7 protein-coding genes and 1 rRNA gene are annotated in these 7,517 nt (G+C 48.1%); all 8 read left to right on the forward strand.

Annotated elements, in window-relative coordinates; genetic code table 11:
- Nucleotides 1-84 precede the first annotated feature (84 nt).
- Nucleotides 85-558, forward strand: a complete 474-nt coding sequence (locus ACI1P2_RS20540) for a GNAT family N-acetyltransferase (RefSeq protein WP_355322116.1) — start codon at nucleotides 85-87, stop codon at nucleotides 556-558.
- A gap of 65 nt (nucleotides 559-623) precedes the next feature.
- Nucleotides 624-1,337: an MgtC/SapB family protein gene (locus ACI1P2_RS20545; protein WP_355322118.1), complete on the forward strand. Its 714-nt coding sequence runs from the start codon at nucleotides 624-626 to the stop codon at nucleotides 1,335-1,337.
- Between the two features lie 169 nt (nucleotides 1,338-1,506).
- Nucleotides 1,507-2,097: a hypothetical protein gene (locus tag ACI1P2_RS20550; RefSeq protein WP_355322120.1), complete on the forward strand. Its 591-nt coding sequence runs from the start codon at nucleotides 1,507-1,509 to the stop codon at nucleotides 2,095-2,097.
- 4 nt (nucleotides 2,098-2,101) lie between these two features.
- Nucleotides 2,102-3,433 carry a DUF4097 family beta strand repeat-containing protein gene (locus ACI1P2_RS20555; RefSeq protein ID WP_408976288.1) on the forward strand — a complete coding sequence of 444 codons (1,332 nt, stop codon included), beginning with the start codon at nucleotides 2,102-2,104 and terminating at the stop codon, nucleotides 3,431-3,433.
- Nucleotides 3,434-3,503: 70 nt separating this feature from the next.
- Nucleotides 3,504-3,923: a peroxide-responsive transcriptional repressor PerR gene (perR, locus tag ACI1P2_RS20560; RefSeq protein WP_355322124.1), complete on the forward strand. Its 420-nt coding sequence runs from the start codon at nucleotides 3,504-3,506 to the stop codon at nucleotides 3,921-3,923.
- A gap of 122 nt (nucleotides 3,924-4,045) precedes the next feature.
- A complete protein-coding gene (locus ACI1P2_RS20565) occupies nucleotides 4,046-5,746 on the forward strand; it encodes a glycosyl hydrolase family 18 protein (RefSeq protein WP_355322146.1) in 1,701 nt (566 codons plus the stop codon).
- A gap of 239 nt (nucleotides 5,747-5,985) precedes the next feature.
- Nucleotides 5,986-6,876 (forward strand): nucleotidyltransferase-like protein, encoded by an 891-nt coding sequence (locus tag ACI1P2_RS20570; RefSeq protein ID WP_355322126.1) that lies wholly within the window; start codon nucleotides 5,986-5,988, stop codon nucleotides 6,874-6,876.
- Nucleotides 6,877-7,378: 502 nt separating this feature from the next.
- Nucleotides 7,379-7,517, forward strand: a 16S ribosomal RNA gene (locus tag ACI1P2_RS20575); the annotation flags it as partial.

Here is a 7,517-nt window from a genome sequence, read left to right on the forward strand (position 1 = left end):
CATCATAAGGACGGGCTTGTCATGGAGACAAGCCCGTTTTGTGTATAGACTGTGTTGTCATAACCCCGGCAAGGAGGAATACTCATGATTCGAGCTTTATCCCTGCAGGACGATGATACGCTTGAGCAGCTGTGGCGGCTTCAGCATGTTGCTTATCGTCTGGAAGCAGAGAAAATCGGATTCGATAAAATACCACCGCTCATGGACACGATGGACACCCTTCGCGCCTGTGGCGAACAATTTTACGGAGCTGTCAATGAGGATGGGGATATTATCGGCGCCATCGCAACGGAGACGGAGCAGCCCAACTCGCTCACCATCTCCAGAATGATGGTTCATCCTGCGCATTTCCGGAAAGGAATTGCCGGGTCGCTGATTGAGCGTGTACTTGAGTTGCATCGGGATGTTCCATTGTTTATTGTCTCCACAGGCACCTTGAACACTCCTGCGGTTTCCCTGTATCAGAAATACGGGTTTCGTCCTGTAGCAGTGCAGCAAATTGCCCCAGGTGTGGAATTAAAGACGTTCCATCTGAATAATATGAATTTACATGTCTGAACGGAAGCTTTGTGAAATTCCGATTCCGTCACAATACTACACAACAGGTAGAGGAGGAACCGGAGTTGGGAAATCCATGGTTGATCGATAATACGCATATTATGCTGCGGCTGCTGGTTGCGATGCTGCTCGGAGGGCTGATCGGCTTCGAACGGGAGCGGTCCAATCACGCGGCAGGCTTGCGAACGCATATTTTGGTCTGTCTGGGATCTTCCTTGATCATGATGCTGTCCATATACGGTTTTGCTGATTTTTTGAAGGAACCGAATGTGCGGATCGATCCGGCCCGTCTGGCCACGGCTGTGATCACAGGCGTAGGCTTTCTTGGGGCAGGTACCATCCTGTTTACAGGGAAAAGCATAACAGGCTTGACGACCGCCGCTTCCATTTGGGTGGTGGCAGCCATCGGACTTGGCACCGGGGCGGGCTTTTATTTTGCCTCTGTGGCGTCCACGATATTGGTACTGATTAATTTATGGACATTTAATAAGCTGGAACAGCGTTATTTGAGAGGGCAAAAGGTTCATCTCATCACGCTGTACGGCTTGTCATCGCCCGGGCTGCTGGACCAGGTATCCTCGTTTCTCGATCAGGAGCAGATCCAGGTAAAAAAAGTGTCCATTAAAGAGCATGACAACATCCCCTTTCATGAATTTCATCCAGAAGGGCGGAATGTGGAGGTTTCACTGGAAGTATTGGCCCGGCCCGGATTTGATCCTCTCCGCATTTCGGTTGCACTGCGGCAATGGGAGGATATTTCTGCCGTAACCGTAGAGTAGAAGAACTGTTATCCCTTTGGGTCCCGCAGAAGCGGGGTCTTTTTTGCTTGTCCCAGATTTTTGCCAGTTACTCGCAGAACGGAATAGGGTACTATTTTAAAGTATCAGAAAGTATAAAATTCGTAGAATCAGCTTCCTGATATGACAAGTAAGAAGCTAGGAGGTAGCTATGAATCCTGAAATTTCACGGAATCACACACGGCGGACGGGCAAGCTGCGACCGCGCTTGCGGAAGCTTGCTGCTGTCGTGCTGGCTGCCTTGCTTCCGGGTGCAGGTCATCTTTTTATGGGTCTGTTTATGAGAGGCGTGACTTTTATTGTGCTGCTGCTCTTGGATCTTTCAGCTATGCTGTACGTATCCTCGGCAGTGATGCGGATCAATGTGCCGCTGCTTGTTCTATTGGGTATGTTCATTCCTGTTCTTTATTTCTATAATGTCTATGATGCGCTTCAATCCGCAGATTATATTATTTTTCATAAACGCAAGCCTCGACGCATTACGATTCATAGCCAGGCTGGACAAGAGCGAAGCCGCTACGAGGCGTGGGAAACGGGGATTTTGTTTTCTTTGCTGTTGGTGGCGGGCGGAGCCTTGATGATTCTTTTCCGGATGAGGCCGCGCTGGCTGGAGTATTTTTTCGCAGACTACGGATTGTATCTGTTGGCCTTTTTACTGGTTACCATTGGTGTGATTATGTTTGTTCGCGAGCTTGGTGTATCCCTCCGGAGAGGCAGGTCCTCCCGGAAAGGAGGGACATAATTCTATGCAGCGTAAAATCAGAGTAGGCCGGTACACCGCCTCCCTCCTTCTTCTATCCGTGGGTATTCTGTTATGTGCAGACCTGGTGCAGGGCACTGACTATATGATGGAATTGCTGACATGGTGGCCATTGCTCTTCGTGGGCCTGGGGCTGGAATATTTTCTTTTTTGCTGGCGAACTGTACGCAGATCAGATGCTTTTAAAGGGAAACGGTTTTTCAGACTCGATCTAAAAGGCCTAATGATATCGGTGCTCCTGTGTGCTTCAGTCTTTATAGTAACCCAGCAGGATCATTACATGTATTTATGGAATAGGGTCAGCCTTAATCTGACTGCCGCGTCCATGGACTTCAGTGAGGAGAAGGGTGACCGTATTGATAAAGGCAGTATGCTTGTGCCAGTCAGAATGCAGACGTCAGAGCTGCTGGTCGAAGGGGTCAATGGGGATATTACTGTACGCAGAGCAGCAGTTCAGGATGTGGAGGTTCACACAACGATGTGGATTGATCAAGTGACTGCGGAGGAAGCCAAGGCGATTGCTGAAGCCTCTTCGCTACAAGCCTCCAACGGCAATACGATTCGGATCTGGACGTCGGCGCAAGGTTACGGGGCATCCGGCAAAAGGCAACCGCTGATGAATATGGAGATCGTACTGCCGGAGGACCGCCGTTTCGATATGGATATTCGGACATCTAACGGGGACATTACGCTAACCGGAGTAGATGCGATCCATTCCATATCCTTGCAGAGCGGCAACGGCAGCCTTACGGTGAACCGCGTGATAGGAAATATACGGGGATCGACGTTAAACGGGACGGTTAATGTCCATGGGGTTACGGGTAATATAGAAATGAGTACCAACGGCGGCAATATGTTTGCGGGAGATATTTCGGGCTCAACCACGATGAACACGCTGGTCGGCGACATCCAGGTTGCCAGAACAGAAGGGGATATTAAGACTGATACCAAAAATGGTAATATCGGCATCAACGGCGCATCGTGGAATGTGGATGCCAGCTCTTTGAACGGAGGAATCGTGGTGCAGTCCAACAGAGTTGGCGGCAACTGGAGTGTGTACAGCGCCGTAGGGGATATCACACTTCGTCTGCCTGTTCTCGGAAGCTTCAGGCTGGAGGGCTCAAGCAGCTACGGCGATATCTATGCCGATGCCCCCTTTGAAGTGGATGGGAAGAAGGTGTCCGGACAGGTCGGCGATGGACAGTACAGCTTGCTCGTGGAGGGCAACAGCGACCTTACGGTACACTCCTCGGAGATGGCACAACCGGAGTCTATTCCCTCACTTGAGACGCCGGAGGATGCAGGAACGCTGCGTTGACAAAAATCTTGGGTTCACTTTACAATGTCTTTAGCACTAGGATCAGGAACAAATTAAGGCGGTGGGCATGATGGCAGCACGTGTCGAGCATGCGTTGCAACAATTGAAAAATACCGGTGTACGCATAACGCCCCAGCGCCATGCGATATTGAATTATTTAATGGAATCCATGGGGCACCCTACAGCTGATGAAATTTACCGCGCGTTGGAGCCTCAGTTTCCAAGCATGAGCGTTGCAACAGTATATAACAATCTGAAGGTCTTCCTTGAAGCAGGTATGGTTCATGAATTGACGTATGGAGACAACTCCAGTCGTTATGATGCCAATATATCGGACCATTATCATATTGTTTGTGAGAAATGCGGCAAGATTGAGGATTTCAGCTATCCCTCCCTGCTGGATGTAGAGAAGTTTGCGGCCGAGGAAACGGGCTTTGAAGTCCATGGACACAGGCTGGAGCTGCATGGGCTGTGCAAATCTTGCAGGTAGACACCAGCTTCCCTTAAAATGAAACGTGTGGAAATTCGTGTTTGAATGAATTTTCGCACGTTTTTTGTTTTCACTGCTTAAATGCGACACTGAGATCAGATGGGGGATTATTTTTGTCCAGAATGAAACGGAAGGATAGACATGGACGGCGGCGGGGGCGTAAAGGAATTGTTGGTTTACTGTTGATTGCAGCAGGAGCTTGCACAGCGGCGGTATTATGGTGGGGGAATCCGCTCCACGAAAAACCGGATTGGGGTTCGGACAAGCCTATTTTTGTAGAAGGAAAAATAACGGATTACACGGCGGAGGGCACTGCAGAGGGTCTCATGCTGCCGCTTTCGTTTATAGAAGAATATATTGATGATTCAGCGCGTTATGAAGAAAGCTCGGAATCGGTCATTATGGCGACCCGCCAGCAGGTTCTTTATCTGTCGGAGGATAAGGGAGAGCTGAACGGAGAGGCATATACGCCCGGCAGGGCAGTCACCGAAATCAATAATGAGATCTACGTGCCATATGATTCGATCGAGGAGATTTACGGCACTGAAATACAGGAGAATACCACAACTGGAGCGGTCATGCTAATGAGGGCTGGTGAAAGCGTCGATCTTGGCAAAGTGAAGGTGGAGGGACGAAGCTCAAATGTTGCTCTGCGAACAGGGCCTTCCAACTATGCCCCTATCGTGGAGGATATGACTCAAGGGGCGGGAGTGCAGTTATGGGAGCGGGAGAACGGCTGGTACTACGCTCAATTGGATACCGGTTATACAGGGTATGTGCAATCGGATCATATTACCCTTGACGGAACAAGGAAGGTGAAGACTCAGGGAGAGAGCCTGTCCGTTTCGGAGAAGAAGTGGCAAGGCAAAGCCGTAAACCTGGCTTGGGAAGCGGTATATTCACGAAATCCTGACCCGGCGGGCATTGGTCAGCTTCCGGGGGTCAATGTGGTGAGTCCGACCTGGTTCAGCATCGCAAGCGCAGAGGGAGAGATCGAAGATAAAGCCGATCCGAAATATGTGCTGTGGGCACATCATCGCGGTATGGAGGTATGGGGACTGCTTAGCAACGGCTTCGATCCGGATCTCACTTCCGGCGCTTTATCCACTTATGAACGGCGTATGGGAATTATTAAAAAGACCATCGCTTTAGCGAAGCAGTATGACCTCGATGGCATCAATATCGATTTTGAAAATGTATATACCAAGGATGGAGCCAATGTCACCCAATTCATGAGAGAACTGAAGCCGCTGGCACGGGCAAATGATCTGATTTTGTCGATAGATGTAACCCCAAAATCCGACAGTGAGCTGTGGTCCGTATTCCTGGACCGTGCTTCTTTAGGGAAAATCACGGATTATATGATGGTCATGGCGTATGATGAGCATTGGGCATCAAGCCCAGAAGCTGGATCGGTGGCTTCCCTTCCATGGACTGAGGCCTCGGTTAGACGGATCATTGATGAAGATGGCGTTCCGCCTGAAAAATTGGTGCTGGGTATTCCGCTTTATACACGGGTTTGGTCCGAGGAGAAGAAGGACGGGGAGACTAAAGTCAGCTCCAAAGCCATCGGAATGGAGAGCGCTGCTGAAATTGTGAAAGAACAGAAGCTTAAGCCTGAATTTTTGGAGAAAGAACAACAGCACTATGTGGAATACAAAGAGAACGGTGTGCTCAAAAAAATCTGGTTGGAAGATAAGAGCTCATTAAAGGCCAGAGTGAAGCTAGCTCAATCCCTTCAATTGGGGGGCATTGGGGTTTGGAATCGAAGTTTTGCCAGTGATGATGCTTGGGACGTGCTGAAAACGTATAATGCAAAGTGAAAAATATGCAGCGCTGCATATTCCAGTTTGTGATTAAGTCTGCCTGGTTAAGAAGGAACTGGGGTGAGTGTGTAGAAATATTAATAAGAAAAACGTCTATCGACGTACATTCAAAGAAGCCAGACCGCGTGTAGCGGAAGTTTTTCTTGCGATTATAGAATTGTTCAGCTCCGCTGAAAACTTAGAAATTCTATAATCTTAATAAAACTTTTATATAGCGGTATGCCTGCTTCATTGTTATGGAGGGTGACGTGCAGTTAACTAGTTTAGACTTGCTGTCCGTTGATTTGTTAGAGAAAGATGCCATCGGTGCCATAGCATATCATAAATCAGGGAATCAATTTTTGGGGTCCGTAATTCATGATTTTGAAGCATTTATATTAGTCGTTTGTGAATCTGAGACACCAGAGAGGCCCCTCAAGCATGTGAAGCTCGGAGAAATGCGTTGTCAGATACTCCACGTTGCTTTATCGCATCTATGGCATTGGCTGATCGCCGGAGAACAGTGCGATCTGGTATTTTACCTGCTGGAGGGAGATATTATTTGGGAATCCGGCAACAAGATTCAGCTCCTGCGTCAGGAAATCAGGGAATTTGACGGTCAAATGCGTGAGCAGAAGCTTTTTCACGAGTTTGCCCTTTTTCTTAAAGATTATGTAAATGCCAAAAGGTATCTAAAGGAAGGCTCTGTGCTCGATGCTTATCACAGTGTCCTTAACGCACTTCATCATTGGGCGAGTATCGAGGTAATCGAACGCGGCGCCATGCCATCCCAAAATGTGCTGAGTCAGGTCCGCTCGATGGACAAATCGGTCTACAAGCTGTATGAAGAGCTGACCATAAGCACGGAAACGGTAGAGCAGCGGGTTGAACTTGTTTTGTTGGCCTGTGAATTTTCGGTCATGTCGAAGATGGCGGATTGTTCCGCTTTGTTGTTCAAAATACTCCGAAGCCGCAGCGAACCATGGTCCATTCATGAGCTGCTCAATCATCCGGAACTGAAACATGTTCAATATGAGCTTCCCCTGGTTCTGCGTAAGCTGGTTTACCGTTCTTATATTAAAGAAACCACGGTACGGAGGAATTTTTCCAATGAATGCGGGAAAGAGTTGTGTTATACGGCTAATTGATTAAATGATGGGAGAGAGCGGCTGTGTTGAGCTGCTCTCTTTTGTTTTATTTAAAAGGAATTGCGGGTTGAGGAGAGGTGCAAAATAAAATGTTGACTCCTCGGCAAAATACATGCTAAATTAATATTCGCCTTTGCGCAGCATGGATTATAATATTTAACAACTAACGTTTTTCAAAAAATGATTAAAAAAGTTGTTGACGTAATGCATGAGGATATGATACATTATAAAAGTCGCCGCTGAGATGCGGTGATGACGAAAAATAAGTGTTTGATCTTTGAAAACTGAACAACGAGTGAGTAGGTTTTACATCGTAAAACCGAATCGCGAAGCCATTTGGTTCGTGTCTATGACAGAATAAATGGCGGAGCGAACATTGAGATATGATATCTCGTCAGATTCAAATGAGCTTAATCGCTCTTTCGATAGTGCTCACCGAATTTGATTCACTCAGTCGAGTGGAACCCAAATCCGGTGAGGTCGATGTTACTTCGTAACATCTTTATTGGAGAGTTTGATCCTGGCTCAGGACGAACGCTGGCGGCGTGCCTAATACATGCAAGTCGAGCGGACTTGATGAGGAGCTTGCTCCTCTGAGAGTTAGCGGCGGACGGGTGAGTAACACGTAGGCAACCTGCCCT

Origin of the sequence: Paenibacillus jiangxiensis (assembly GCF_046098255.1) — a bacterium.
In the GTDB taxonomy this organism is placed as follows: Bacteria; Bacillota; Bacilli; order Paenibacillales; family Paenibacillaceae; genus Paenibacillus; species Paenibacillus jiagnxiensis.

Bases quoted from the DNA above. Each gene is read 5' to 3' on its own strand.
- ACI1P2_RS20550 (WP_355322120.1), top strand. From the start codon at position 1,507: ATGAATCCTGAAATTTCACGGAATCACACACGGCGGACGGGCAAGCTG.
- perR (WP_355322124.1), top strand. From the start codon at position 3,504: ATGGCAGCACGTGTCGAGCATGCGTTGCAACAATTGAAAAATACCGGT.
- ACI1P2_RS20565 (WP_355322146.1), top strand. From the start codon at position 4,046: ATGAAACGGAAGGATAGACATGGACGGCGGCGGGGGCGTAAAGGAATT.
- ACI1P2_RS20555 (WP_408976288.1), top strand. From the start codon at position 2,102: ATGCAGCGTAAAATCAGAGTAGGCCGGTACACCGCCTCCCTCCTTCTT.
- ACI1P2_RS20570 (WP_355322126.1), top strand. From the start codon at position 5,986: ATGGAGGGTGACGTGCAGTTAACTAGTTTAGACTTGCTGTCCGTTGAT.
- ACI1P2_RS20540 (WP_355322116.1), top strand. From the start codon at position 85: ATGATTCGAGCTTTATCCCTGCAGGACGATGATACGCTTGAGCAGCTG.